Here is a 25561-nt window from a genome sequence, read left to right on the forward strand (position 1 = left end):
CCTTTAGTTGGTTGACGGCGCGGCGACGACCAGGAAGGCCGGCGCGACCGGGATGGCCGAGGAGAACGACTGGCCCGAGGGCACGATGACCACGCCGCGCACGCCGGCGACGGCGCCGACCGCCACGCTGACGTTCAGGTACAGCAGTTGCACCGGGCCCGGATAGGTATTGCCCGGCACGGCGTAGTTGACGCTGGCGTTGAAGCCGCTCACCGTGACGGTGACGCTGGTGTCGGCGCTGCCGTCGGGCAGCGTGAAGACCACGCTCGGCCATTGCCCCGGCGCCTGGGGAATGCTGGGCAAGGCACAGGTCAGGGCCAGCGATTGCTGGGACTGGCCCGGCAGCAGCGTCGGCGGAATGATGCTGGAATTGCTGGCCAGGCTCATGGTCACGCCGACCGGTGTCGGCACCGGCGTGTTGTAGTACGCATCCCACAGCGGCGTGAACATGATCTGCAGCGGCTGCGCCAGCGGCGTGGCGGGCGTCCCCGCGCAAGCCTCTTTGGGCGTCTGGTTCACCGGGGTGATCGGACGGCCGAACAGCGCGATTTCCAGCGTCGCCTGCACTTGCGAACCGGTGGTGATGGGCAGGCCGGCGATGGTGATGTCCTCCACCGTGAACGAGACGCCGGCGTCGATCCACGCCTGCGGCAGCTGGAAGGCCGCGTGCAGGATGAAGGAACCGGGGAATGGTTGCCCCGTGACCGGATCGGTCAGCTGTTCATAGCCGCGCACCACCTGCCAGCAGTCGGCGGCGGTGGCGCCGGCCGGCAGCTTGGGATCGGCCGGCAGCGCGTATTGCGCAAAGCTCGGCATCTGGATGTACAGGCCCGGCGGATCGGCCAGCGAAATGTTCAGCCCGGCGCCCACGGCCAGGTTGATGGTCTGGCCGATGTGCGGATCGCTGTTGCGGTAGTTCTGGCCGTACTGGGCGCAGCAGATCAACGCCTGCGGATCGGTGTTGCCCGACTTGCGCTGGACGGTGGCGCCGGCGCCCAGGCCCAGTTCGGTCTGCAGCGTGTTCGGCGTCGCGGTCAGGTGCATGGCGCCGCCGCTGAAAGCCGAGCTGTCGCCGGAGCGCACCGCCACCGTGCCGCTGTTCCACTTGTTGAGCGGGTTGTAGGCCGACAGGCCGGTCTGCGGATCGATGACCGGCTTGCCGGTGGCCGGATCGGTCAGCTGCAAATCGGCGATGGTGACGCTGACTTGCTGGCTGGCCGGTGCGCCGGCGTTCAACGCGGCGGAAAACACATCGGCCACTTTTTGCTGGTCGATGCGCCACAGGGTCTGGTAGTACTCCGGATTCTCGCAGGTGAAATCGATGCGGACGATCTTGCCGGCGGCATTGCGCGCCACGCTGAATTCGCAGTATTCATCCAGCCAGCCGCGCGGGCCGTAGGGGCCGTATTCCTGCAGCTTGCTGCTCCAGTCGGCCTGCGGGCAGCGCACCGACGGGATCTGGTATGCGTTCAGCTGGCCGCTATCGGCCAGCTGGTTCAATGTCGACTGCGGCAGGTTGTAGGGATTGGGCGGGGTCTGCTCCTGGCCCAGGTATTGCACCAGCCGGTTGGGAAACGCGATCCACGCCACGTCCACCGCGCCGGACTTGGCCGGGATCGGCGTCGCCAGCGGATTGTAATAACCGGTCTGGGCCGCCGTGAAGGTCGACGTCCACGGATTGCCGAAGATCGCCTGGTTGGTGAAGCCGTCGACGTTCTGGCTCCAGGCGTTGGCCAGTTTTTCATACTTCACGGGATCGTCCGCGAAGTCGTTGTTACAGCCTGGCAGCGTAAAGCGCTGCAGCTGAAGGCTGCCGTTCGACAGCGTTTCATAGAGGGGCTTGATGGGCTGGCCTGGGTTATTGCTCATGATTGCTCTCCTGGGAAAAGACCTGGAACATCTTGAATTGCGGATTGTTGCGGGGCAGACCGAGCGATTCGGATTCGATCCAGACGTAATAGACCCCGGCTTGCGGCGGCGTGAACTCGATTTCGTAGCTGCTGTCCGGCAGCGCGGTGGTGGCGAGGCGGCGTTGCCAGATGCCGGGTGGCGCCAGCGCCAGCGCGCGCACGTCGCTGGCGGCGGCCAGCGGATGGCCGTCGGCGTCGCTCAGCGCGAAGCGCAGCCTGGCGTTGCGGCCGGCCGTCAGCTGTCGCGGCGGTTCGACGGCGTCGACCTTGACCATGCGTTTGGCCGGCGCGGCGTCGCCGCCGATGTTGGCCGCGAAGCAGGTCAACACGCGCGGCGCATCGTTGAACAGCACCACGTCGTACAGGCCGGCCTGCTTGACCGGCATCGTCGTGGCGTAGGCGCCTTGCCCGACTTCGCGCAGGCCGTGGTCGACCACCATCACGGCGCGCGGCGTCTGCGCGTAGGTGCGGAAGCCGCCGGCCGGCGCGGCCATGCCTTCCTTGTACAGGTAGACCATGCGGTCGTCCGGATTGGCCACCAGCACCGCGCCGCCTTCCGGCGCGCCGGCCAGGCTGTCGGCCAATATGCCATCGGTGACGCCGAAGACTTTCTGGCCGCCGGGGAAATCGGCGATGCCCAGCGCGCGGCTCTGATTGCCCAGCTGTTCCAGCTGGATCATCAGCACGATCTCGCTGTCGCGCCGGCGCACGTAGGCGATGCGGTCGCTGAAGCCGACCTGGTTCGGGCCGTCGGCGATCGTCACGCCGTGCACCAGGCGGTTGGTGGCGGCGTCCAGTACTTGCAACAGGTTCTCGCCGGGCACCGGCAACAGCGCGTAGCGGCCGTCCGGCGTGAAGCGCAGTTGCGCCGCGCCGGGCCGGATGTCCAGCGCCACGGCCGGACGGGTCGAACGGGAGCCGGCGTCGATGGCGTACAGCTTGCCTTGCCGGGTATCGGCGGCATATACCGCCTGGGCAGCGCGCGAGTACGCCAGCAGCGTCGGCGCGCCGTCCAGCGGCACCAGCCGCGCCACGCGGCCGGCATAGGCGTCGATCACGGCGACGCCGCTGCCGCTGGCCGCGAACAGCCACTCGCCGTCGCTGCTGGCCACCAGGTCGGCCGCGCCCGCAGGCAGCGGCACAGCCGTGACGGCGCGGGTGGCGATGTCGATGCCACTGACGCCGCCGTCGTCGGCAACCCAGATGCGGTTGCCTGCGGCCGCCATGCGGCGCGGATGCGGCCCGGTGCGGATGGTGTCGGCGACGCGCCATTGGCGGGTGTCGATCAGCGCCACGGCGCCGGCGTCGGGCATGGAAACGAATAGCTTGGCTTGCGCTTCGGCCAGCGACCAGTCGGCGCCACGGCTTTCCAGCTGGAGCAGGTTGAGCAGCTTGGAACCGCCAAAGCTGAACATCGGATCGACCACGCTAACGGTGGCGTCGTCGTTCAGCGTCAGCACGAAGAAGCTGTTGAGGTCGATGTCGGCACGCTTGAACAGGTCGCCGCCGAGGAAGTTCGCCGCCTGCGTCTTGCAGTTCGGCGCCGCCGCGCCCGGCGCGCGCTGGCTCAGCCAGGCGGCCGGACGCAGTCCGCGCAGCGGCGTGCCACTGGTGGTGTCCGACAATTGAAAGCGGAAGCCCACCGGAGCCCCCGGCTGCGCCGGCTGGATCGCGCCGAACCGGACCCGGATGCCCTGGTCGATCGCCTGCTGCGGCGCGGCCTCTTGCGCGACCGCGCCGCGCGAGCCGCATAGCGCCACCAGCACGCAGGCGATGCGAGCGTAACGGTTGCTCATCACCGCACCGGCTTGCTGGCGCGGCGGCGCGGCTGGTCGGCCGCGTTGAGCAGCTTGGCCGTGCGGCCGATCCGCGCCGGCGAGGCCCAGCTGGCGCTGCCGCCGGCCGGCGACTGCACGGTGATGGTGGGCGGCGCGGCCGCCAGCGTCAGTTGCCACAATCCGTTGCGCACCGGTACGTCGCGGCCGTTGACGGCCACGCTGCGCACCGTCTCGCCGGCTGCGCAGACCGGCTTGCCGCCGCGATCGTTCATGGCGTTCGGGCATGGCGTGGCGAAACCGCTGACGATGGCGCCGCCGCCCGCCGACGGCGCGACCGCGGCGACGCCGACCGTATCCGGGTAGCGCATGCCGTCGGCCGGCCGGTTCCACGGCGCTACGCGGAACACACCCCAGGCGCCGCCCTGGAAGATGTTGGCGGTCCAGGCGCGGTACAGATAGTCGCCCGGTACGCCGAAGCGGCCGCCGGCCGGCGCCGAGCCCGGGGTATCGGCCAGCACGATGTCGTAGGCGCTGGTCGGGCCGAAGCCGGTCAGCGTGCCGACGCTCTCCGATTGCGGGTTGTGGCCGATGCGGGTCGAGCGGTCGCGGTACGGCGATTCCTGCCACACGTGGCCGGTCAGCTCCCAGGTGATCTGGTTGTCGCCGTCGCCGCCCGGCATCAGCAGGCGGAACCGGGCGGGCATGTGGGCCGGCGCCCGGAATATCGGCGTCTGCGGATCGGCGCCCACCAACTGGTTGGCGGTGGTCGGCGTTTCATCGACGTTGGTCATCGACAGCAATGCGATGTTCTGCAGGTCGTCCTGGGTCAGCCTGGTCCAGTCTTTCGGGCGCTGGCTGCCCATCGGGCCATCCAGCAGCTTGCCGAAGCGCAGCCAGGCCGGTTCCGACTTGTAGTTGAAGCCGGCCAGCGGATTGCCGGTGGCCCACCACGAATTCTGGTTGGTCAGCATATTGGCGTCGTTCTGGTACATGACGACGAACTCGCGGAACACCTGGTCGCCGTGCCAGACCGTCGCCGAGGTCGGTGACAGCGGATCGGGCGCCCAGCGCGCGCCGGCCGGTTCGACCACCAGCGCGCCGAACAGGCCGCGATACACCTGCATCAGCGGATCGGCCGGCAGCAGGTTGACGGCGCCGAATTCCACCGGCGTCGCCGCGCCGCTGAGCGGATCGATCTTGCCTGCATACCACCAGTAATCGACCTTGCCCTTCGGCGGCGCGGTCTGCACCGGATTGCGGCCGATGTTGGCGCCGTCGCTGTGGCTGGTGTCGTAGGCCAGCAGTTGCGCGTGCAGACCGACATTGCGCGACGAGGCGATCTTGATGTAGTCGTAAGGCGTGGCGTAGGTCAGGCCGAAGCGCGAGGCGGCCTCGTAGTGCTTGAAGACCGGTTCGTTGCCGGTGAAATGGTTGACCAGCGTGACGTGGATCCAGTCGCCCGCGTTGGCGCGCAGCACCAGCGGCTCGATGTTGGGTCGTGGCTGGTAGCGCTGCCCCTTGGGTACGGCGACATACACCAGTGCCAGCGGGTCTTCCAGCGGATGGGCGCTGTCGCTCTTGCCGTCCGTCAGGTTGGCGCCGCGCTTGTTGTAGGTGAGCGCGCCGCCGGTGGCCTGCTGCACCGTCATCGCATGCACTTCGTACTCGCGGATGCACGGCGATTTTTTCGCGCAGTCGGTGCCCATGCCTGCCGGCGGCCGGTAGGCCGGCGGCGCGCTCTTAATCGGCGGCGTGATGTCGGCGACGTTGTCCGGCCGCTGCGCCGGATTCCAGGAACGCAGCAGGCCCCAGGCGCCGTTGGTCAGGCCCTCATACGAGGCGCTGGTGTTGTACAGGTAGTCGGTCGATGTGCGGTCTCTCAGGCGCGGCAGCGTAAACAGCATTTCGTAGTGCTCGGACAGCACCATGAACTGGGTCGAGCGGTAGCCTGAGTCGGCCCAGAAAGGTTCGGCCAGCCAGTTCACGCCGTGCATGGTGAAGTCATGCATCGAGGTGTGCGCGCCGACCAGCAGGCGCACCTGCACCTTGTCGCCTTCCACGCCATGCAGCAGCGGCGTGTAGGGATCGGTGGGCGCCATGCCCTGCGCGATGGCCTGTTGCGGGAACTTGAAGCAGGCGCTGTCCTTGCACTGCGGATCGATCTGCGAGCCGCCGGGCGGCTGCCGCGAATAGGCGGGGTCGCGCCGCTCGATCGAGCGGAAGGCATAGGCCAGGTCGGCGGCATCGGCGCCGGCTTTCGGATTCGACGGTCCGGCCGGTGCGGCGACGCGCATCGGCAGCGGTTCGCCACGGTAGTTCATCGACATGATGCCGGCGCCGAAATCGGACACCAGCAGCGGCTGCGGCGGCATCGGCGCGCTGCCGTACAGGTTGGGCACCAGCGTCACCGGCGTCTGCGCCACCGGTTGCGGCGGGCAGTTCAGGCAGTTGAGCACGCTTTTCGGATCGGCCCAGCCAAGATACGTCTTGCCGGCGGCCGGCTCGACACAATCGAAATACGGCTTGCCCTGCGCCACGACCTTGCCGTCCGGGCCGGTGTAGCGATAGCAGTCCGGCTTGCTGCGGCTGCGCTGGTCGTAGGCGTGCTGGGTGTCGCCCCAGGCCATCGCGAACTCGCGGTAGTTGTCGCCCTTGCGCTCGGGCGACTTGAACATGATGTTGGCCGCGTAGCTGGTCGGCCCGCCGTCGCTGCGGACGCCGAATTCGGTCTTGCCGTCGAGCGAGGTCCAGCGGGTGTCGGCCGGCTCGATCAGCAGGCCGCCGTACAGCCCGACCATCTGGTGCGTGGACGGCCCGAAGTGGTCGTGCGTGAACACCGTCATGTAGGTGCGGTCCTTGTCGCTGACCTTGGACGGTTGCGCCATCAACGGGTCCAGCCACCAGCGCTGCACGGTCGCCTGCGCGCCCACCCAGGCCTGGCTGCCGGGCGCCGGGCCGTCGCCGAGCTCGGCAATGGATTTCGGATGCAGGCGCGTCTGCCGCTTGCGCTGCTCATCCCACAGGCCGCCGGTGCGGTTGATGCCTTCGATGCGGTCGCGCACTTCCTCGGGGCTGAAGGTGCCGTCTTCGTAGTTGAAGCCGTTGCCGGCGCCGTCCGACGCCATCACATCGAACTTGACCAGGTGGATGTGCTGACCCAGGATGTCGGTCGGCGTGCGCACCTGGAAGTCGTCCAGCTCATAATAGGCGGGCACCAGGTTGGTGTGCCAGTATTCGACCACGTCGTTGTTGGCGGCGCGGAAGAACAACGGCTCGGGCGGCTTGCGGCCCTCGACGTAGTCCTTGACGTCGCCCCACAGCGACATGATGCGCTGCTGCGGGTAGTGCCAGCCGGCCTTGTTGATGACGGCATCCAGCTGCAGGTTCACGCCCTTGTAGCGGCGCAGCGGATTGCCGACCGCCTGGCCGTCGACCACGGCGGGATCCGAGAATGGCGCGCCAGGCTGCGGCCCGCGCGGCAGGCCGTTGACCTTGAACGGCGCGGCGGCGCCTTCCGGCGTGTAGCTGGCGTGGCGCGGCTGGCTGAAATAGTCCATCGCCCGGCGCTCCAGAGCGGTGCCCTGCTCGGGCAGCTGGAAGGCCTTGATGGTCTGCAGGTCCTTCGACCAGTCCAGCGCCGTGTGCTGCTCGTTGGCGATGGTGGCGTCGACGATCAGGTGGCGCGGCAGGCCGCCGTCCAGCACTTCCTTGGTGCCGGGGTCGACGGCGAAGTCGAGCGGTGGATGCGGCGCGCGGTGTCCGGCCACGCCGGGCACGAAGAACGGGAAGCCCGGATGGCCTTCACCCGTGACCTGCGCCTGGCCTTTGACGATCCGCACATCGGCGGGCAGCGGCGCCATCGCGTACAGCGGCATCGGCACCACGGCGGGGATCGGCGTGCCGGCCTCGATCTCGCCATCCGGCAGCGCGCGCGCGCCCGCCTGCGGCCGGCCGGTGGCGTCCAGGGCCGTGCCGCCCTCGAACACGTCGTGCACGCGGTACAGCGCCCACATGCCGGCCGCGAAGTGCGGATAGAAATGGCAGTGGAAAATCGAATCGCCGGTGGTCAGGTTGCGGTTGCCGCTGCCGCCGAAGACCAGCTCGGCCGTGAACGAGCCGCCGGGACCGACCGCCTGCGAATCGAGATAATTGCTCTGCTCGCTATCGGGCGTGCGCAGCCACTGGTGCGCGTGATGATGATGCAAGTGATGCACCGCCGCACCCGCATGCAGCACGCGGAAGCGCACATGGTCGCCCAGGTAGGCGTGGTAGACGTTGGACGGGTCGTCCGGATAGTAAGCCTTGGTGGCCTTGCGCGCCGACTTGGGATTGCAGGGATGGGCCGGATTGTAGGTCAGCGGATTCGCCTCCAGCGCCAGCGTGTAGCTCTGCAGTTCCTCGACGCTGCAGCCCGCGTTGGCGGGCACGTCGACGATCAGCGCCGGGTCGCCGATGGCCCACGAGCTGAGGAAGAATTCCTCGAACTTGCACTCGGGGCAGTCGGCGGCGGGGCCGACGCCGATGCGGTTGGCCAGCACCTCCGGCGCGATGCCGCCGATGCCGTAGTTGATGGCAAAACTGTCGGCGCCGGCGTCGATGCGCGGCGCCTGGCTGTTCTTCGCGCTCATGAAGTACGGGAAGGCTTGCACCACGTCCTGCGATTCGTGATAGACCACCGACACTTCGCGGAACGGCAGATTGCGCGCGGGCAGCATCGGATTACTGCCGGGGCCGCCAGGCAGCAAGCCACGGTTCGGTCCGGTGATGGTCGCGGTCAGGTCGGTGTGGATGATGTTGTTTTTCGCGTCGATCATGCGCAGGATCGGCGTGCCGGCGCGCGGATGGCCGGGCGGATACAGCGCATCGTAGTCGAGCTTGGGATGGCCGTCGGGCAGCTTGCCGCGCGTGGCCAGTTGCAGGTCCGCCTGCGCCACCTGGCTGCGGTACCATTCGGCGCCGCGCGGTTCGACGTTGACCACGCCGAACAGGCCGGTCGACAATTGCATCTCGTTGAAGTTGTTGTACTGTGCAGCCGAGCTGTACAGCAGACTGGCGCCCTCTTCCTGCGCGTACAGGCGGTAGACGATGGTGTTGCCCGGCGCGACGATGCCGCTGAATTGTCCCGGGCCGCCGCGCGGATTCTGGCCCACCCAGTTGCCGTCGCTGGCGATCGTATCGACCAGTTGCAGGCCGGTGACATGGATCGAGGCGTTGCGCGTGACCGGCTGCATCGGATCCTTTTGCTGCGGATCGAGCAGATTGGTGAAGGTGATTTCAAGACAGCTGCCGGCGTTCACCCGCAGCACCATCGGCCGGGGCCGCTTATCGGGCCGCAGCATCACCCTGCCCGGCAGCAGCTTGCCGGTGGCCGGGTCGCTGGAGACCACGTCGGCCCGCAGCGCGAAGATTTCGCCGTCGGTGCGGGTGGTGCCGAGGCGGTTGACCTGGAAGGCCTGGTCCAGCGCCACCACGTCCGCCTTGACTATCGTCTCGCAAGCGGGAGGCGCATCGGCGGCGTTGGCGTTGAACGCGGCCAGTAGGCTCAGTGCGGCAAGCGCGCGCATGGAAGTTGAAAACGGTAGCACCATCTTACTTACTCCCCGCAAGTGAACTATGCGATCAGGAAAAATTTATATTCATACTAGTGCATAAAAAATTGCCAATCCTCACCTTTTGTCACAGCGTATTTTTTGGGGAAATCGAATGGCTGCGTCACCATAATCCGTGATGCATTCGATAGGAAGTATCGTTACCGTTACACGCGCTGGCGTAACGGCAACCGGCCAGCAAGCCCGGCTATGTTTAGCGGGCCACTTTTCTCAGCACCACGTTGGCCACCGCGCGGCCCAGCGCCAAGCCGTCTTCGTTGTCGTGACGGTAGTGGATGCCGCCGTACAGGCGCGACATGGCCGCTTCCTGGGCCATCGCGTCGACGCTGCCGGCCTCGTCCGGGAAGGCGGCGCCGATGATGCGCGCGGCCGCGCCGCTGAAGGCGGCATGGCCGGACACATAGGATGGGAACGGCGGCGTCAGGATCGCGGTACGCAGCTCGACGCCCAGCACCGTCTTGGCCAGCGTGATCGGGCGGCCGGTCCAGTAGTGATACTTGGTGTCCCACACGGCGATGAAGGTGTCGGCCAGCGCGATGTTGAGGCGGACGAACAACAGCAAGGTCTGGCGATCATCCATCTTGTGCTTGCGCACCAGGTCCTGCGCAATCTGGTTCCAGTGACCGGGCGGCGTGACGCTGCCGCTGCCGTCGACCCAGAATTTGGCGATGCGCAGCTGTTCCGGCGTCAGGTTCTTTTGCACGTCGACCACTTCCTCCAAATCCTTGGTGAAGCGTTCCGAGCCGAAGGCCGGCGGCGTCGGCCGCAGCTGTCCCGGATTTTCCAGCACCCAGGTGCGCCAGTTCGGCGCAAACGGCTCGTCCGGCGGATAGTAGAAATACGGCGCGGTCGGCGCCCAGGCGCCGGGGCCGTAGTAGCGCCCTTCGCCATACCATTGCAGGCGCACGCCGTTCCAGCCGCGCTCGGCGCCGTCGCTCTGGCCGCGCGCGATGGCCGCCTGCGCGGCGCGGCGCCCGATCTCCATGCCCTGCGCCACTTGTTGCGGGGTCGCTTGCAGCTTGGCCAGCACCGCCGCCAGGATGCGGTCGAAGCCATGCTCTTCGGCGGTGAACCAGTAGCCCAGCACCTGCGTGGCGGCGCTCGAGACGGCGATCTGCAGCGTGACGCGGTCGGCATCGGGCGCGGCTTGCCAGGCGTCGTACATGGCCACATGCACCAGTGCGCTGCCGCGTGCGCCACGGGTCGGCGCGGTCTTGTGCTTGACGATCATTTCCAGCGCCGTCGTGGTCCATGGCATGCTTACCGCCTCGGTCTGCCAGGCCGTGATGATGCGGTTGGCCTGCTTGTCGGCCAGCGCGGACGGCCCGAACACGGCAGGATCATACGGCGCCAGCGGCGCGGACGACACGGGCGGCAGGATGGGGGCGGCATGCGTGTGCATCGCGGCCAGCATGCAGGCGGCGGTCACGAGGATGGCGGCGCGGCGGCCGGCCACGGGGAAATGCTTGAGTCGTGTCATTGAGGAGTACCGTTGTGGGAAGATGAGTCGGTCTGTCGTTGCAGCAGTGCTTCCATGGCAACGCGGCCGGCGCGGCGGGCGGTGGACAAGGCGGCCGGGCTGGGCCGCGCGCCCTGGCCCAGCAGGTAGGCCAGCACCGCCTGCTGACCGCTGTAGACGGCGGCCGTCTGCACGTCGCCCAGCTTGCTGATCGCATGGATGTCGGCGCCGCGCTGCAGCAGCAGCTTGACGGCATCCAGCTGGCCGAAATACGCGGCGTCGATCAGCGGCGTGACGCCGCGCCAGTCGGCCGCGTTGACGTCGGCGCCCTGCTCCAGCAAGGTTTGCATGACGGCCAGGTGGCCTTGCGCGGCGGCGTTGTGCAGGGGCGTCACCTTGCGCAGCGGCTCGGCCGCGCGGGCGCTGACGCCGGCCTGCAGCAGCAGCTTGACGACGCTGGCGTCGCCCTGGGCGGCGAACTGCACCAGCCGCTCCGCGCTGGCCTCGACACCCATGACGCTCAGGCGCTGGCGCGCCGTCGCCGCATCCTGGGCCAGCGCCGGCGACAGCGCCAGCCAGCAGCCGGCGACGATGCTGGCGGCCATCCAGCGCGGGGCGGTCATTGGGCGCCCCCGCTGCGAGCGGCCGTGCCGAGCTTGTGGTCGATGATCTGCTCGAACACGGCAGCCTGGTGCAAGCCTTCGAACTTGTAGCCTTCGATATAGAAGGTCGGCGTGGCGCTGACCTTGTATGCCTGCGCTTCGGCGATGTCGGCGTCGATCGCCTCGCGCAGCGACGGCCGGTCCAGCGCGCTGCTGAAGCGCTTGACATCCAGCTTCAGGCTGGCGGCCAGGGCCAGCAGCGCGGGCCGGTCCAGCGGCGTCCCCTGGCGGGCGAACAGGGCCTCATGCATGGCAAGAAACCGGCCCTGCTCGGCCGCCGCCTGCGCCGCCTGGTGCGGCAACCACGCCGCCGCATCCTTCCCCAGAGGGAAGTGCTTGTAGGTGATGTGGATCTGGCCCGGATACCTGGCCAGCAGTTGCGCCAGCGTTTGCCGGCCGTCGGCGCAGTAAGGGCAGGTGTAGGCCGAGAACACCACGATCGAGATCGGGGCGTCCGCCGGCCCCTGAGATGCCGCCCGGGCCGAAGCGCCCAGCGCGGCGATCAGCATGCCCATGCATGCCAGAAAATGCCTGAATTTCATGAATACCGTTTCCGAATCAAGGTTGGACCGCGACCGGCGCTACGCGCAGCCACTGACGTATGAGTGTTTCGATGCGCGTGCGCTGCGGCGTGCCGACCACTTGCCAGGCGATCTCGCCGGCGCCGTTGATGGCGTATAGCGAGGGTGTCGCGCTCAGCCGCAGCGCGCTCGCCAGCCCGGGCGCGCCATCGCTGAACCAGCGCACGCCCTGCAGCTTCTGGTTGCGCTCGATGAAGTCCTGCACCGCCTTGGGCTTGCCGGTGGCCACCACCACCAGCTTGTCGCCGTAGTCTTGCGGGCGCTGGGCCAGCATGTCCAGCCAGGCCTGGCTGGAGGCCATGCCGGCGTCCAGCATCAGCAGCGCCCACGGACCGCCCGGCTGCAGCGCGGCCGTCTGCGTGACCATGCCGGCGCGGTCGACGACGACGGCATCGGGCAGCGGACGATGGGATTCGGCCGCGTGCGGCGCTGCCGCCGCCAGCATCAGCAACAGCGGCGCCGCCCAGCGCCGCACCCGCGAGATCAGGATCAGGTTCATGGCGTTCATGGATTCAGCTTGAAGTTTTGGATGGCCGCCTTGTCGGCGGGTGTCAGACCGTGCAGCATGTTGGCGTCGCTGCCGTTGCCGAGGGCCTGGGCCCGGCTCTTGGCGCTCGGCGCGCTACTGTCCGGCAGCGAGCTGCTGAAGTGCATCAGGCTGATGGTCTGCCCGGCCGCCAGCGGCAGCTTCCAGCCGTAGTCGAAGCTGGCGTCGGCGCCGAAGAAGTTCAGGCTGGACGGCGCGATGCCGCCCGTGCCCTGGTACACCGTGGCCACCGCGCCATACAACTGGCCGCTATAGCCGGGCGCGGTGTAGATCACGTAGCCGCTGCCGGCGTCCAGCTTCTTCATCATCAGCCCGCCCTCTTCCGCCTGCGGCAAGCCCCTGATTTTCACCACGGCGTCGATCGGCGCCGCGGTCGTGTTGCTCAGGGTCTCGATCATGCGCACATAGCCGCCGGCGGCCGGCACATAGATACGGCGCGTCACCCGCAGGCCGCCATGCACGCGCGGACCCAGCGTATATTCACGGCCGGCCTCGATGGCGCTGGCCACGCCGCCCGGCGTGAACGGAACGCCATTGACCACCAGGCCGTAATACGTGGTGTAGCGGCAGCACTGCTGGTGCGTCATCGACGACAGCATGCCGGCTTCGTCGATGCCATAGTCCTGGTTGTCGGCCCCTGCCATCAGCAGCGGCAACTGACTTGCCGTGCCGAGGCGGACGTCGGCATTGACGCCACCGGCGGACACCACGGTGGCGGTGGCGACGCCGCCCAGCGTCTGCTGGCTGTTGAAGGCCTGCACGCTGACCAGCCCCGGCGCCACATTGCCGAACTGGTAGGCGCCGCTGGCGTCGGACTGGGTGCCGGCGGAGAAGTTGCCGAAGGCGCCGTCGGCCTCGATGAACCTCAGCTGCACATCGGCGTTGGCGATGCCGGTGCTGCCCGTGGCGCCCAGTACCTTGCCGCTGACCGTGCCGGTGGCCGGCAGGCGGAGGTCGGCCGTGACGCTGGCGCCGCCGGCGGCCAGCTGGCCGCTGACGCTGGCCCTGCTGCCCGTGTTGTCGCTGGCCGACACTACGAAGCCGCCGACCGGCACCATCTCTATCGTGTAGCGGCCGCTGTCGTCGGTGACGGCGTTGCGCTCGTACTCGGCGGCGCCGGCGCGCAGGTAGACCTGGGCGTTGGCCACCGGCGCGTCCTGGGCGTTGCGCACCACCCCGCTCACCGTGCCGTATGGCGGCAGCGTCAGGTCCAGCGTCATTACCTGCGAGGTATCGGCCAGCGTGCCGTTGACGGTGCTGGCCAGGCCGTTGCTGTCCTGGGCGCTGATGCTGAAGGCGCCGGCGCGGGCGCCGTAGATCGCGTAGTTGCCGTCGCTGTCGCCGCCGTCGGCCATCAGCAGCTCGCCGGCCGCGTCCAGCAGATATACGGTCGGATAGGCGGCGGGCCCACCGTTGGCGTAGCGCACCACGCCGGCGATCTTGGACAGCGTGACCTGCGCCGCGACTTCCTGGTCGGTCACGGCATTCACCGTGACCGTGCCGTATGGCGCGCGGCCGCTCGGCGCGATGCTGATCTGCACCGGTCCGGCCGGCAGGCCCGCATACACCAGCTCGCCGTCGCAGTTGCTGCGGCGGGTGCCGTCGATGCTGCCGGCCTTGATGGTGAAGTCGCAATCGCCCCACGGCAATTGCGAGCCGTCGGCGGTGCGCAGGCCGGCCCTGACCATCGCCCCCATCTGCAGCACCAGCGGCGGCAGGTCGGCCACCGGCACGCCGGCCGGCACCGTGGTCGTCAGCGCGGCGTCGATCCGCGCCGAGGCGCCGTCCGCGTATTGGTTCTCGTAGCTGGCGCCGAGCGTGATCGGGGTTCCGCCCGGCACACCGCTCAGCTGGAACTTGCCGTCCTGGTCGGTGTAGGCGGACTGGTTGCCGGCGCCGATGTCGAACAGGTTCTGCCATTGAATGCTGACGAAGGCGGACGCATACGGCTGGCCGGTCGAGAGCATGACCTTGCCGCGTATCGTGATGCTGGTCGGCATCGGCAGCACCAGGTCGGTGATGACCTGGCCCGGCGCCGCCGTGACCCGCACCGAGCCGGGCGGATTGCCCGGCGCGTACGGATTTCGGGCCGAGAAGATCAGCTCGTCATTGGCGCTCAGCTCGGGGAAGCTGAAATAGCCCTGGCTGTCGGCCTGGCGGCGCGTCAGGTAGCGCCAGTACTGGGCGGCGTCGGCCGCGCGGTTGACCTGGACGTCGGCATAGGCCACGCCGGCCCCGGCGGCGGTGACCACCCGGCCGCCGATCTGCGCCGACGCCAAGGTCAGCACCAGGTCGACGGTCTGGCCGTCGGCCGCCGCCACCACCTTGCTGGTCGAGACCAGCGAGTTGGACGACTTGATCGCCGTGAGCGTGACCGGAACATCGCCGGTGTACACCAGCTGGCCGCGCGCGTCGGCGTCCAGCGTCACATTGCCGGAGGCGCCGCTGTTGTTGGTGTAACTGACCTGCGCGCCCTGGAACGGCGTGCCGTCGGTATTGCGCACCTGGACGTTCACCAGCGTCACCGACGGTTGCACGATGTCGGTCACCACGGTGGCGCCGGCGGTGCTCAGCACGCCGGTGGCGCTGCCGATCACGGTGGTGCCGTTCAGCGCGCGCAACTCGTAATTGGCCAGCGGCACGTTCGGGAACAGGAACTTGCCGTCGGCATCGGTGCTGGTCTGGACCTGCATCTGCAGGCTGTCCAGCGTGCGCAGGCGCACGGCGGCACCGGCCACCGGCGTGCGGCGGTCGGCCCGGAACAGCGTGCCGCTGACGGCGCCGCCATCCTGGTACGGCAGCAGGAACACCGGCGTGCCGTTGACCGTGGCGGCCAGTTCATAGCCGCCCAGATTGCGCGCCTCGCTGTTGTAAGGCGCCACCGAGATGGTGTAGTTGGCGGTGGCGTTGGCCTTGACGCTCTTCAGGTTGCCCTGGGTACTGGTCTGCGCATAGTTGCCGGCAGGACCGAAGGCGTAGCCGGCCGCGACCACCTGCGTGCTGCGGTCGTATACGGCGGTGCTGACCAGGTAAGCGGCCGGCACGGGATCGCGCGGCACGCCCTTCAGGCTGATGGCCAGCACATCGGCGACGTTCATCGGCACCGAGAACAATTGGCGCTCGCCGTCGAAGGACAGCAGGCCCTGCTGCAGCACCGAGCGCTCGAAGGTGGCGGTCGCCGACTGCGTCTGGCCGATGTTCTGCGGCGTGATCTCGCCGGCCACGGCGGCCTCCTGCGGCACGCCGTTGAAGCTGGCGCGCGCGGTGATGCGGTAGCTGCCCATCGGCACGCCCGGACGGAACAGCTGGCCGTTGGCGTCGGTGTTACCCAGCACCAGCGGCGAGCCGGCGCCGGAACTCAGCGACACCTGGGCGCCAGGCACCGGCGCGTTGGCCTGGTCCTTGTTCAGCACCGTGATGTTCAGGCTGCCCACGCTGCGCTTGAGCGCCAGCGGCAGCTCGCGCACCGCGTTGTCGTCGATGACGCCGATGGTGGTGCGCGTGCTCAGTGTGGCCAGCGAAGCCTCCAGCGTCTTCTGCACGGCGATCTCGACCTCGCCTTCGCTCAGCGCCGGCAGCAACATGCTGCCCTCGGCGCCGATCTGGCCGAACGAGATGCGGTCGACGGTGACGCCGACGCCGGTCAGCGGCGCGTTGCCGTTGTCGCCGTCAAGCACCGTCAGGCGCAGGCTGCCGACCGACAGCAAGGTGGCCGACAGTTGCTGGACGTCGCCGTTGTTGGCGATGTTGCCGGTCACCACGCGCTCCAGCCTGGTATTGAACGGATAGCGCGGATCGGTGATCCGCAACCGGTAGTCGCCCTGCGGAATATTGGCGACCGTCAGTTGGCCGGCCGCGTTGGTGCGGCCCGCCAGGCGTTCCGCGCCGTCGGCCTGGGCCAACAGGTAGACGTTGGCGTCGGGCGCAGGCGCGCCGCCGGCCTTGACCAGCGTCAGGCGCGCCGAGCCCAGCGCCAGCAGCGTGACGTTCTGCACCGCGGTCTGGCCTTGGGCGACGTCGATCGCCACCAGCTGCTTGCCGCCGGAAATCGGATCGGTCGCCAAGGCCAGGAAGCTGCCGGCCGGCACCGCGCTGAACGCATAGCGGCCCAGCGTGTCGGTCACCACCGCGCGGCTGACGGCGCGGCGGCCGATGTTGGCCTCGTAGCGCGTGGTGCACGGCGCGCAGGCATCGTATTGCTGGCCGGCGGCGTCGCCGATCAGCTCGACCCTGGCGTTGACGCTGGCCTCGCCGTTGCTGGTCACGACGGTGCCGCTGATCGCGCCGGTGGCTTGCAGCGACAGGTCGGTGACGGTGGTCTTGCCCAGTGTTACGGTCGCCTGCAGCCGTTCGCCGCGCAGCGCGCTGCCCTGCGGATGCGGCACGCTGGCCAGCATGTCGTAGTTGCCGGGCTCCAGGCCCGGGAACACATAGGTGCCGTCGACGCCGATCGGTACCCACAGGTATTTCGGATCGTCCGGATCGTCGATGCTGCGCCATACGCGGCCGGAAGTGATGCCGAGGCCGGCCGCGCCGCTGACGGTGCCGGTCAGGATGCCCGAGCCGAAGCGCAGGTCCTGCACCATGCCGGGCGCGGCGGCCAGCACCACCGGCTGCTGTTGCAGGCGGGTGACCGGGTGGCCGCTGTAATCGACGAAGCAGCCTTGCGATTCCTGCACCACCAGGCGCAGGTCGACGCCCACCGGCAGCGCGATGCTGTCGTTGTCGGTCAGCTGGCCTTGCAGGCTGTAGGCGCCGGTGACCACCAGGTTAGGATCCTGGTTGGTGGTGTTGCGCGTGACCAGCGCCGCCAGCGGCGTGCCGCTCATTTCGCAATACGGCGACTGGTCGCGCTGCAGGCCCCATACGCGGTTGAACAGCGGATGGCTGCTCTGCAGCGTGACGCGGGCGTTGTTGACGGCGGTGACGCCGTCGCCCTCGACCACCCGGCCGCTGACGCCGGCCGTCAGCGGCGGCAGCGAAGCCACCGTGCCGACGCCGTCGGCCGGCACGGTAAAGTTGACGATGGCCGCGGCTTCCTCGGCCGTCAGGCCGTCGAGCGCTTCCGGCGGCAGTTGCACCAGGCGCTGGGCGGCGGCCAGGGCGCCGTTGCGGTTGACCTGCTGCACCATGAAGTGCAGCAGCGCAACCTTGCCGCCGGCCGGCACGGTCAGTTGCCAGCCCTGCATCAGGCTGGTGCCTGCGCCGGCGTCGTCCAGTTGCAACTGGTCGTTGTTGCGCGCGGCGCCGGCCTGGCCGAACACCTCGGCCGCCGACGGCTGGTCGCCGCCCAACAGGATATCGCCGCCGTCGGCGTCGTCCAGCAGCAGCCAGCGATCGGCGGTGCTGGCCGTGGCCGCGCCGCTGCTGGTGGCGACCAGTTTTCCGCTCGGATACTGGCTGCGCAGGCTTACCCGCACCGCCACCGGCGCCGAGCCCGGATTGTCGAGCACTTCCAGATAGCGGGCGAAATAGCCGCCCTTCGGCACGTAGACCTTGCGGCTCACCTTGAGGCCGCTCAGCGCGGTTTCCTGGGCGATAGCGAACTGGCGCTTGCCCAGTTCCAGCACCGCGCTGTTGTCGCCGCTGTAAGGCTGGCCGTCGATCTCCAGCCGCGCCGCGCCGGCATAGCTGAGGTAGCCGCTGGCCATGCCGCCGTCCGACTGCACATCGTAGTCGAAGCGGTTGGCGTCGCGCTGCGTGGCCGGCAAGGCGATGCGGTTGTCTTCCAGGCGCAGCGCCACGGCGGCTTCGTCGCCGTCGGCCGCCACCGTCACTTCGGCGTCGGCGTAGCGGTTCAGCACCTTGTCGTAGGCGCTGACCAGATACAGGCCCAGCGGCAGTCCGCCGATGCGGAAATTGCCCACGGCGTCGGTATTGCCGCCGCGCGCAGCGTTGCTGGCGCCGTTCAGCAGGCGCACCGTGTACGGGAAGCCGCCGGCCAGCGTGCTGCCGTCCGGCCGCACCACACTGCCCTTGACCGCGCCGGCCGCCTTCAGCGTCAGCGTGATGCCGGCGTGGCCGCCGTTGTCGTCCAGCGTGACGTCGCCCTCACCCCACAGCGCGCTCTCGAACGTATTGTCCGGATGCTTGGCACGCACGTGGTAGGCGCCGACCTGCACGCTGCGGCTGGCGCGGCCCGCGGTATCCGTGCTCAGCTGCTCGGAGCCGAGCAGCACCGGCGCGCCCGGCGCCGGCGCGCCGCGCGCGAAGTTCACTTGCACGTCGACGGTGCCGAAGCCCTTCAGCGCCAGGTTCAGCAGCGCTTCGTTGTCGGCCGAGACATCGACGGTGGCGCTGGCGCCGGCCTTGCTGACGTCGTCGTAGGCGTCGATCCGGGTCAGGCCCAGCCTGACGTCGCTGAAGCGGTAGCGGCCGGCGGTGTCGCTGACCGTCAGGCGCGCCGCGCGCTGCAGGCTGTCGCTCAGGCGCAGCTGGGCGCCGACCACCGGATCGCCATTGGCGGCGCGGACGATGCCGCTGACCGCGCCCACTTGTTCCAGCGTGATGTCGGCCACCGTGGTGGCGCCGGCCACCGCGGCCACCTGTGTCTTGCCTTCGATGCCGCAGCAGGAACCGACGTTCATTTGCGGATGATCCTTGCTGGCCTGCACCGGGTAGTCGCGCGGCGGCAGGCCGGTCAGCGCGTAGCTGCCGTCGGCGCCGCTGCGCACCTGGTAGCGCTGGCCGGCGTCCAGCATGACCCAGACATCGCTGTCGGCCATCAGGGTGCCGCCGTTGCGGCGCACGACGCCGCGCAGCGTGGCGGTGCCGTTGAAGGTCAGGTCCTGGGCGACGGCGCCGCCGTCGGCCGGGAAGTCGCCCACCGTGGCGGAGCTGGCGGCCCGGGTCTGCGGATGGACCGCATCCAGGTCGAAGCCGTACAGCGGCAGCGCCATGGCGTCGGCGCTGCCGTCCAGCTTGCCGGCCAGCGCATAGCGCCCGGCGGCGTCGCTGACGACCGTGTAGACACGGCCGAACATCGGCAGCTTGCTGCGCAGGCGCACGGCGGCGCCGGCGACCGGCGTCACGCCGTCGCCCGACAGCACGCTGCCGGCGATGCGGCCCGCGCCCACCGGCGGCAACGCCGGCACCGTGCCGACGCCGTCGGCCGGCAGCTGGAAGTTGGAGATCGCCGCGCGTTCATCCTCGCTCAAGCCCGCCAGCGCTTCCGGCGGCAGTTGCGCGAGGCGCAATGCCGCTTCGCGGGCACGGTAGCGGTCGACCTGGTTGAAATCGAAGTGCATCAGCGCGGTGCGTTGGCCCGGCTGCAGCGTGATCGCAGCCCATTGCAGCACCAGCTTGCCGGTCTGGCCGACCAGCTCGTAGCCGGCGGCGGCCACCTGGCGGGCGCCGCCCTGGCCGTCGAACAGATGGCCGGTGGCCGGCACCGAGCCGCTCTGGAACGGATCGGCGTCGCGCTGGTCATCCACCACCAGCCAGCGGTCGCGGTTGACCGCATCCTGCACCGACAGCACGTCGTCGCCGTCGGAACTGTCGACCACGCGCGGATTGCTGTCGCTCTGGCTGTGGTGGGTGGTCAGGCGGACGTCGACCGTGACCGGCGCCGTGCCGCGGTTCTCCAGCATTTCCACGTAGCGCGCGAAGTAGCCGTCCTTGGGCACGTAGATGTTGCGCGAGACGCGCAGGCCGGAGGCGTTGTCCTCGTCGAGCTCGATCTGCTGCTGTTGCTGGCTCAGGCGGCCGATGCTGCCGTCGCCGTTGCGGAACGGCAGCGGCACGCCGCCGGTGACGATGTCCAGCCGCATGCCGCGCGCGTCCGGGCCGAGGCCGGTGAAGATGCCGTTCTTGCCGTTGATCACCGAGCCGTCGCCGGCGATGTCGAACGGCATGGCGCTGGCGTCGCGCAGCGTGTACGGCATGCCGACGGAGTTGTCCACCAGCGTCAGGTCCAGCACCACGTGGTCCTGGTCGAAGCGGATGCGGCCGTTCGCTTCGGCGCGCAAGGTCTGGCTGGCGTTCTGGGCGCGCAGCGTGAAGTCGCCGGACGGCATGTCGGCCAGCGTGTAGTTGCCGTCGCTGTCGGTGACGGTGCTGTAGCTGCCGTCGGTGTTCGGATTGCGGCCGAAGGTCGGGTCGGGGTTGTTGAACACCACGGTGATGCCCTTGGCCGGCGTGCCGTCGGCCAGCGCGACGCGGCCGGTCACGATGCCGGCGCCGAACAGCTGCAGGTTTTTGGACAGCTGCTGATCTTGCGTGGCGATCAGCAGCGGCGCGGCGCGGGCCCGCAGGCGCTGGTCGACGCTCGGGTCCGCCATGCGCGCGCTCAGCGTGTAGCCGGTGCCGCCTTCGATATTCTCCAACAGGTAGCGGCCGTCCGCGCCGGTGACGGTCTTGTAGTTCTTGTTGTTGCCGGCCGGCGCCGGGCTCAGTTCCAGCGCCACCTTGTCGCGCGGCGTGACGCCGTCCGGGCCGAACACGATGCCGCCGATCTTGCCGGTCGGCCGGCCGCTCAGCGTGATGCCGAGCTCGATCGTCTGGCCGTTGACCAGCGTGCCCTGGGCATCGCCGGCCAGCTGGCCGATCTGCGCCGGCTTGCGCGCCGCGACGCTGAAGTCGCCGTTGAACACCGGCTGGAACAGCAGCACGCCGGCGGCGTCGGTGACCTGGGTGCTGGTGCCGCCGAAGGCCGACAGGCTGGTGACGCCGACCGTGGCGCCGCTGACCGGCGCGCCGGCCGCATCGACCACGCGTACCCGCACCGCGCCCTGGCCGATCAGGCGCACGTCGGCGCTGCGCACTTCGTTGGCGCTGGACAGGATGGTGTTGGTCAAGCCCTGGTCGCCGCTGGCGGTCTCGGTGGCGACGATGCGCACCCGGCCCAGCGGCACCAGGCCGAATTCATACTGGTTGCCGTTGGCCACGGTCTGGCTGGCCACCATCGAGCCGCTGCCGTCGCGGTACAGCTGCACCAGCAGCGGCGCCGCGGCGGCCGTGCTGTTGTCGGCGCGCAGCACGCGGCCGCGCACGGTGCCGGTCGCGCTCAGCGTGACGTCCAGCGCCAGGCTGTCGCCCTCGGCGATCATGCGGCCGTTGCTGACGCCGCCCAGCTTGCTGACGCTGTTCTCGGCCGACACCACGATGTCGCCCACATACACGCCCGCCAGCGCATAGCGGCCGCTGGCGTCGGTGCTGGTGGTCCAGCTGTTGGTGAAGGCGCCGACGCTCTTGACCGTCACCGCCAGGCCGGCTTGCGGCTGGCCGCTGCCGTCGCGCACCACGCCGCCGACGCTGCCCTTGCCGAGGAAGGCCACGTTGGCCGTGTCCGGCTTGCCGGCCACCAGCGCGGTGATCGCGATCTGCGTGCGGCCGCGGTTGTCGCCCTGCTGCGCCTGCACCACGTACAGGTCGGGGTTGCTGATGGCGAAGCTGTACTGGCCTTGCGCATTGGTCAGCGCGCTGCCGACGACGGCGGGCGCGCCGCTGGCCAGGGTCAGCGTCAGCTGTTGTTCGGTCGGACGGCGCTGCAGATACACGGCGACGCCGGCGCCGGCCGGCGTGACGCCGTCGCGCAGGTAGACCGTGCCGACCAGGCCGCTGGCGGCCAGTTGCACGTCGCTGAGCACCTCGGCGCCGTCGGCCGGCATATTGCCCTGCACGCTGCCGCTGCGGCCGTCGGGGGTGCTGGCGGTCAGGCGATAGTTGCCGACCGGGATGCCTTGCAGCAGGAACACGCCGTCGGCGCCGGCGCCGATGCTGAAGTTCTGGCGCAGGCCGTCAAGCATTTGCAACGCCAGCGTCGCGCGCTCGAAGGCCTTGCCGTTGGCGTCGCTGACGATGCCGCGCACCGTGCCGACCGAGCTGAAGCGCACGTCCTGGCTCAGCACCTGGTTCGGCGTCGACAGCACCAGGTCCGGCACGCGGGCGCGCAAGCGGCCGTCGACGAAGGCGTCCAGCGTGAACGGGCCGTCCGACAGCGGCAGCGGATTGAAGCTGAAGCGGCCGTCGGCGCCGGTGACCGATTGCGACACGATGCCGCGCTCGCGCGACAGGATGCGCACCTGCACGCCCTCCTGCGCCACGGCGCCGTCGGCGCCCAAGACCGTGCCGGCGACGGTGCCGACCGGCTGCAGTTGCAAGGTCACGGGCAGCACGGCGCCGACCGGCAGCACGCCGACCGCGGTGCCGACCAGGCGCGACACCGGGTCGCGGGTCGATACCGTGAAGTCGCCGGCGGCCACGGCGGCGAACGTCACGCGCCCGCCGACGTCGGTGGACAGCGTGCGGGTATCGCGCACCGCGCCCAGCGCGGTCAGCGTCACGCCGGCGCCGGCCACGGTCTGGTTGGCGGCATCGACCACGGTGACCTGTACCTGGCCCTGTCCGTTGAGCTTGATATTCGCGGTGCCGTTCTCGCCCTCGCCGGCGATGCTGGCGGCGGCCTGGCCGCGGTCGCCGCTGGCCGGATCGATGACCGACAGCGTGAAGCTGCCGGCGTTGACATCGGCCAGCGCGTAGCGGCCGCCGGCGTCGGTCAGCGCGGTGCCGGCCTGTTCCATTGGCTGGTGGCGCATCACGGTGACCTGGGCGCCGGCCACCGGCGTGATGCCGTCGGCGCGCGTGACCTGGCCGGACAGCGTGCCGCGCGGGCCCAGCACGAACATATAGCTGGCGGCGATGCCGCCCTCGTTGGTGGCGGTGGTCACCACGCGCGCGCTGGAACCGCTGGCGAACAGCGGCAGCACGGTGACCAGGCCATCCTGGGTGACCGAGGCCAGCAAGGCGTTGCTGACCGTATAGCGGGTGCCCTCGGCGCGCGGCGTGACGTCGCGCACGGCGGCGTTGTCCAGCACGGCGGTGGCGACCAGTTGCGCGGTCTGGGCGCTGTTCAGGCGCTGGTTGGCGGCGCGCAGGCCGAGCGCCAGCGGGGTCGGGTCGAGCTTGCCCCAGACCACGTCGCCGGTGTAGACCACGGTGCTGCCGATTTCCGGAAAGGTGACCGGCGTCTGGCCGACCGTGCCGTCCGAGCAGGTGGCGCGGGCACGGAACGGGCCGCTGTCGCCGGGGATGTTATAGATTTCAAAACTGTTGTCCGGCGCCACCGGGGCGTTGCGGTTGAGCGCGCTGATGGTGCAGGAGGCCCCCACGGCAGGCTGGACACTCTGCCCCATCGCCGGCGCAGTCATGGCGATCGCCATGCCGAGCAGCAGCGCATGCGCATGTTCTTTTGCGTATGTACGGGCACGGGCGATAAAGCGCTGTATGGGCTGCATGGACGGGGACTCCTGTTTAAATTCTTCTGTAAGTGCGCGCTATCGGTTCAGCACTTCGAGCGTTCGACGGAAGTCGCCGCCCGGGACGCCAACGCGGCGGATGCGCTGCTGTCCGCTATCGCGGCAGCACATCACCGGGTCATCCGCCAATTCCTGGGTCAGCAGCCAGGCCGCGCCCGTCTTCTTGAGCGCATACGAGTCGGTGTCGGGTTTCGCCTGCCCAGGTTGCGCGCGCGGAGCGATTTCAATGATCACGTAGTCGCCGTACACCACGCGGGCCAGCAGGTCGAAGTGCACGCCGTTGTTACTGGTCACCATGCTTTGGCGCAGTTCGCTGTCGGAGATGCCGCTATTCTTTTTCCGTATCAGCTTCTGCGAGTCGGCATTCCAGGCGGCGAGCGATTCGCGTACCTGTCCCTTGGCCAGGACAGTCAGGTAGCGCGCCAGCGCCATCTCCGGACCAGCCTGGTCGACGGCCGGCAAATCCTTGCCGGCCGTGAAGCCGGGTGCTTCCGCATAGGGGAAGCGGCTGTACTGATAACTGGTTTCGACGACCAGTTGGCGTGCGGACGCCGGGCCGAGCTTTTGCGCCAGCGTGATAGTTGGGTGCATGGCCCCAAGCACCATGCAGGCGGCACCGAGGCCTTTGCGGTAATTAATCATCTCGCGCCGTCATTTCACCGTTTTGTACAAGGGCGCGGCCAGGCGCTGGATGCGCTGCTTGTCCGACTCCCAGTTGGACAGCACAACGTTCTCGGCCAGGGCCAGCGTCAGCTGCCATTTGCCGCCGGCGTTGTCGAGCGCAACCGTCTCGCGCAATACCAACTGGCCGGCCGGATTTTTCACGCTGTAGGCGACGAGCCAGAACTTGCCGTACTTGATCTTGTGCGTCAGCACGGCTTTATTGGCGCCGTACAGGCGGCCCCACTCGCCGGCCCAGTCGGCGGGCGACTTGCCGAGCGCGCGGTTGCGGTCGGCGATCTGGGCTTTGGATGGCGCATCCCAATACCCCAGCGCCGCGTCGTACTGGCCCGCCTGCATGGCCTTGATCCATGCCGACACCACTTTTTCCACGCTGCCGGCCGGAATCGCCGCACTGTCGACGCCAAGTTCGGGCTGGTACGGCGTCACCACGTAGTTGTGCAGCACCTCTTCGATGGTCTGCTTGAAGACCGGCGGGCCGGTCGGCACTTCCGCCGGCGTAGCCTGCGCCAGCGCGCCAGGCGAGACGGCCAGCGCGCCGAGCAGCAGCATGACGCCGGCGGCGGTGGATTTCAGTAGAGTCATGATGGGCTTCCTTTAGATTGTTTTGACATGCGCACGGCAAAAATCGCCAGCGTCACCATGGCGGTCAACAGCCCGATGGAGACCAACGCTATTGCATAAATACGCGGAAAATCCGGCGCTTCAGGCGGGAAGACGTCGTACACGTCGCCGCTGCGGCGATAGACCCATGCGGTCACCACATCGCCCGGCCGGTGCTGCTCGGAATAGGCTTGCAGTTCGGCGGTCGACTGGCCGTGTCCGGGCTCCAGGTCCTGCACCCGCCCTTGCGGCGCATCGGCCGGCCGCACCTTCAGATACAGCCGCCAGAACGGCCGCGCCGGCCGCAGCGGGTCCTTGTCGGTGAACTTGACGTCCACCAGCACGACCTGGCGCGGCGCCAGCTTGTTGTAGTTGTCCAGCTCCAGCGAGTAATAAAAGACGGCCCAGCCGAACGCGTGAACCAGCGCCAGGACGGCGGCCCAGATCCATGCGCGGCGGACGGAGTGCTGTTTCAT

Annotated in this window: 11 protein-coding genes; all 11 read right to left on the reverse strand. The window is 69.0% G+C overall.

Annotated elements, in window-relative coordinates; translation table 11 throughout:
- Nucleotides 1-3 precede the first annotated feature (3 nt).
- Entirely contained in the window at nucleotides 4-1869 is a 1866-nt protein-coding gene (locus ACEN9F_RS02740) for a hypothetical protein (protein WP_413417580.1), read from the reverse strand.
- Nucleotides 1859-3706: a hypothetical protein gene (locus tag ACEN9F_RS02745; RefSeq protein ID WP_413417582.1), complete on the reverse strand. Its 1848-nt coding sequence runs from the start codon at nucleotides 3704-3706 to the stop codon at nucleotides 1859-1861. The genes ACEN9F_RS02740 and ACEN9F_RS02745 overlap by 11 nt, the downstream gene beginning before the upstream one ends.
- The gene (locus ACEN9F_RS02750) at nucleotides 3706-9252 is read right to left on the reverse strand and encodes a hypothetical protein (protein WP_413417584.1); all 5547 of its coding nucleotides are present in this window, start codon (nucleotides 9250-9252) and stop codon (nucleotides 3706-3708) included. Before ACEN9F_RS02750 ends, ACEN9F_RS02745 begins: the two co-directional genes overlap by 1 nt.
- 238 nt (nucleotides 9253-9490) lie before the next feature.
- Nucleotides 9491-10777: a vanadium-dependent haloperoxidase gene (locus tag ACEN9F_RS02755; protein WP_413417586.1), complete on the reverse strand. Its 1287-nt coding sequence runs from the start codon at nucleotides 10775-10777 to the stop codon at nucleotides 9491-9493.
- Entirely contained in the window at nucleotides 10774-11379 is a 606-nt protein-coding gene (locus tag ACEN9F_RS02760) for an ankyrin repeat domain-containing protein (RefSeq protein ID WP_413417588.1), read from the reverse strand. The genes ACEN9F_RS02755 and ACEN9F_RS02760 overlap by 4 nt, the downstream gene beginning before the upstream one ends.
- The gene (locus ACEN9F_RS02765) at nucleotides 11376-11960 is read right to left on the reverse strand and encodes a DsbA family protein (protein WP_413417590.1); all 585 of its coding nucleotides are present in this window, start codon (nucleotides 11958-11960) and stop codon (nucleotides 11376-11378) included. Before ACEN9F_RS02765 ends, ACEN9F_RS02760 begins: the two co-directional genes overlap by 4 nt.
- A 16-nt stretch (nucleotides 11961-11976) precedes the next feature.
- Nucleotides 11977-12507 carry a TlpA family protein disulfide reductase gene (locus tag ACEN9F_RS02770; protein WP_413417592.1) on the reverse strand — a complete coding sequence of 177 codons (531 nt, stop codon included), beginning with the start codon at nucleotides 12505-12507 and terminating at the stop codon, nucleotides 11977-11979.
- Nucleotides 12504-23780: a carboxypeptidase regulatory-like domain-containing protein gene (locus ACEN9F_RS02775; protein WP_413417594.1), complete on the reverse strand. Its 11277-nt coding sequence runs from the start codon at nucleotides 23778-23780 to the stop codon at nucleotides 12504-12506. The genes ACEN9F_RS02770 and ACEN9F_RS02775 overlap by 4 nt, the downstream gene beginning before the upstream one ends.
- A gap of 39 nt (nucleotides 23781-23819) precedes the next feature.
- On the reverse strand, nucleotides 23820-24392 hold the full coding sequence (locus ACEN9F_RS02780) for a hypothetical protein (RefSeq protein ID WP_413417596.1): 573 nt from the start codon (nucleotides 24390-24392) through the stop codon (nucleotides 23820-23822).
- Between the two features lie 60 nt (nucleotides 24393-24452).
- Entirely contained in the window at nucleotides 24453-25067 is a 615-nt protein-coding gene (locus ACEN9F_RS02785) for a hypothetical protein (RefSeq protein ID WP_413417598.1), read from the reverse strand.
- Nucleotides 25064-25561 (reverse strand): hypothetical protein, encoded by a 498-nt coding sequence (locus ACEN9F_RS02790; RefSeq protein WP_413417600.1) that lies wholly within the window; start codon nucleotides 25559-25561, stop codon nucleotides 25064-25066. Before ACEN9F_RS02790 ends, ACEN9F_RS02785 begins: the two co-directional genes overlap by 4 nt.

The sequence above is a fragment of the Duganella sp. CT11-25 genome (assembly GCF_047302815.1).
Lineage (GTDB): Bacteria > Pseudomonadota > Gammaproteobacteria > Burkholderiales > Burkholderiaceae_D > Rugamonas.

What these genes read in the sequence shown, in the direction of transcription:
- ACEN9F_RS02770 (WP_413417592.1), bottom strand. Translation starts at nt 12,507, where the DNA reads ATGAACGCCATGAACCTGATCCTGATCTCGCGGGTGCGGCGCTGGGCG.
- ACEN9F_RS02775 (WP_413417594.1), bottom strand. Translation starts at nt 23,780, where the DNA reads ATGCAGCCCATACAGCGCTTTATCGCCCGTGCCCGTACATACGCAAAA.
- ACEN9F_RS02760 (WP_413417588.1), bottom strand. Translation starts at nt 11,379, where the DNA reads ATGACCGCCCCGCGCTGGATGGCCGCCAGCATCGTCGCCGGCTGCTGG.
- ACEN9F_RS02740 (WP_413417580.1), bottom strand. Translation starts at nt 1,869, where the DNA reads ATGAGCAATAACCCAGGCCAGCCCATCAAGCCCCTCTATGAAACGCTG.
- ACEN9F_RS02750 (WP_413417584.1), bottom strand. Translation starts at nt 9,252, where the DNA reads ATGCGCGCGCTTGCCGCACTGAGCCTACTGGCCGCGTTCAACGCCAAC.
- ACEN9F_RS02790 (WP_413417600.1), bottom strand. Translation starts at nt 25,561, where the DNA reads ATGAAACAGCACTCCGTCCGCCGCGCATGGATCTGGGCCGCCGTCCTG.
- ACEN9F_RS02780 (WP_413417596.1), bottom strand. Translation starts at nt 24,392, where the DNA reads ATGCACCCAACTATCACGCTGGCGCAAAAGCTCGGCCCGGCGTCCGCA.
- ACEN9F_RS02745 (WP_413417582.1), bottom strand. Translation starts at nt 3,706, where the DNA reads ATGAGCAACCGTTACGCTCGCATCGCCTGCGTGCTGGTGGCGCTATGC.
- ACEN9F_RS02755 (WP_413417586.1), bottom strand. Translation starts at nt 10,777, where the DNA reads ATGACACGACTCAAGCATTTCCCCGTGGCCGGCCGCCGCGCCGCCATC.
- ACEN9F_RS02785 (WP_413417598.1), bottom strand. Translation starts at nt 25,067, where the DNA reads ATGACTCTACTGAAATCCACCGCCGCCGGCGTCATGCTGCTGCTCGGC.
- ACEN9F_RS02765 (WP_413417590.1), bottom strand. Translation starts at nt 11,960, where the DNA reads ATGAAATTCAGGCATTTTCTGGCATGCATGGGCATGCTGATCGCCGCG.